The sequence below is a fragment of the Mesorhizobium sp. M7A.F.Ca.CA.002.05.1.1 genome (genome assembly GCF_003998335.1).
Lineage (GTDB): Bacteria > Pseudomonadota > Alphaproteobacteria > Rhizobiales > Rhizobiaceae > Mesorhizobium.
In genome coordinates, this window is sequence record NZ_RZQI01000988.1 from 1 (window position 1) to 2,088 (window position 2,088).

The 2,088-nt window shown below is 64.5% G+C and carries 3 protein-coding genes and 1 pseudogene; all 4 read right to left on the minus strand.

The window, feature by feature from the left end:
- A pseudogene (locus tag EN939_RS31510) lies at nucleotides 1-219 on the minus strand (sterol desaturase family protein); the annotation flags it as partial.
- Complete coding sequence (locus EN939_RS31515; RefSeq protein ID WP_335930813.1) at nucleotides 216-632, minus strand: hypothetical protein; 417 nt, start codon at nucleotides 630-632, stop codon at nucleotides 216-218. The pseudogene EN939_RS31510 and the gene EN939_RS31515, both read right to left, overlap by 4 nt.
- 94 nt (nucleotides 633-726) lie before the next feature.
- Nucleotides 727-1,569, minus strand: coding sequence for a phytoene/squalene synthase family protein (locus EN939_RS31520; RefSeq protein ID WP_164748857.1), 843 nt, complete (start codon nucleotides 1,567-1,569; stop codon nucleotides 727-729).
- Between the two features lies 1 nt (nucleotide 1,570).
- Nucleotides 1,571-1,963 carry an Mth938-like domain-containing protein gene (locus EN939_RS31525; RefSeq protein ID WP_127271505.1) on the minus strand — a complete coding sequence of 131 codons (393 nt, stop codon included), beginning with the start codon at nucleotides 1,961-1,963 and terminating at the stop codon, nucleotides 1,571-1,573.
- Nucleotides 1,964-2,088 lie beyond the last annotated feature (125 nt).

Genomic DNA, 2,088 nt, shown 5'->3' on the forward strand with positions numbered 1-2,088 from the left:
CTGCCAGAGCCACAGCAACGCCCAGTAGGACACGACGCCAAGCAGCAGCCCGGCAACGACATTGCCGGTGCCCATCATCAGGCTGGTCAAGGTGTCGCGCGTTTCGAACGAACCCTTGGCGCGGCCGGTGCGCACCAGCCAAAGCTCGATCAGGATCGCGACCACGAAGAACGGAATGGCCAGTTGGGTGACTTGCGGGAAATTGTAGCTGTCCATCATGCGGCCGCCCCAGTGGAATTCGAACGTTGCTGCTCAAGCGCTTTCAGCAGGCCCTGCGCATCCGTTGAGCTGGCAAAGCGGAAGCGGCCGCCCTTCCAAGTGAAGTCGGCGAGCCGCAGCGAAACCGTGTTCGCCCCTCCGGCGTTCAAAACCATGACATCTTGAGGTGTGACGATGCGGGTCAAGAAGCAATCGCCGATGCCGTGAACGATGCCGATGCGCCCTCGCCCGATATCCAGAAACGCAGTCCTGGCATCCGCTGTCAGGCGGACTACCGTCGCGATCTCGTCGGGAAAATCCTCAGCGAATCGGCTCACCGCGCGATTGGCACTGCTGAGCGTCGCTATCTTGCTGCCGCCGGTGAAATGCACCGCCGCAACCGACAGCGCGATGCCGAAGGTAACGATCGCCACCAATATGGGTAAGCTCATTCATCTCCTCCGGGCCGGCCTGTTGTCTTCGGCAACAGTTTGGCGCGGGGACGTCTTAACACGATTGACGTTTACGTCAAAGCGCAGGCCAGCCCTTGCTCGCGCGACGCAGCAGCAGCCAATGCCGGCGCAAGGCCGACAGCCGCGCCACGCCTTCGAGCGGCGAACCATTCTCCATCTTGCCGAGGTAGGCACGTGACAGGGCGAGCGGCAGGAATGCCGGACGCAGCGAGACAGGCAAGGTCGGTGCGCCTTGCTCGAAGGCGGAAAGATGTTCCCGTGCCAGCGCCATCATCGCCGCCACCGCGCGTTTGGCGCCGGGTCCGCCATCACCAGCAATGAATTCTTCCGGCGACGATCCCGCCGCCGCCAAAATATCGGCCGGGACAAAACACTGTCCGCGCCGGCGATGCAGCGGCAACAGCAGCAACAGGCCGGTCATCGCCTGCGCACAGCCTGCCCTGCCCGCCAGATCGGCAAAGCGCGGCGCCCCGACGGGATCGAGCACCATCGCCGCAAGCTGGATGAGCGCGGCAGCAGTCTCGCCGCAATAGCCTTCCAGGTCAGTGCGCGACGGCATCGGGTCGTCATAGAGGTCGAAGATGCGTGCATCGAGCATGTTCTCGAAGGCCGGCTTCGGCAGGCCGAACGTCGCTATCGTGGCGTTCAAGGCTTCGGCTGTGGGATGGCCGGCGCCCGCTTCTCCGCCAGCGGCAATGACATCGCGCCACCATTGCAGCCTCACCTCGCCCGGCAGCGCTTCATGGATGCGATCGCGGATTCCTGCGATCTCGGCATTGAAGGCGTAGAGCGAAAACAGCGCGTCGCGCTTGTCGTCGGGCGCGTAGAGCGCGGTCAGATAGCGGTCATGGTCGGCGGCGCGCACCGCGTCCATGACGATTTTGGCATTCTGGGACATGTCAATCGACGGCGATGAGCGCGGCGGCCACGGCGCGCTCTTCCGCCAGAAGGACATTGTAGGTCCGTACCGCGGCACCGGTCGACATCGGGTCGGACGCAATGCCGGCAGCCTTCAGCGCGGCTCGCAGTGCGGCGGGCAATGGCCGGAGATCCCTGCCCATGCCGACCAGCAGGATCTCGACCTTGCCGGCCTCAGCCAGCAGCTTGTCGAAATCCGCCACCGTCAGCACCAGAGGATCAGCCGGTTCCCAGCCATGGATGCCGGATGGCAGGCACATGAGCGAACCGCGATGCGACATGTCGGCAAAGCGGAACCCGCCATTGCCATAGGCTTCGATCGGCGCGCGGCCCGGAAAATGCGCCTCGCGGATGACGATGCCTTTGCCGGTCACCGCTATACCCCTTCGGGGCGGCGCGTCAGGTCGCGACCGCCTTGCCGCCATTGACCGGCTTCTCCTCGTCGGCCGAAGCCTGCGGCCTCAGCTTGAACAGGATCAGCAACGGTGCGGCGATGAAG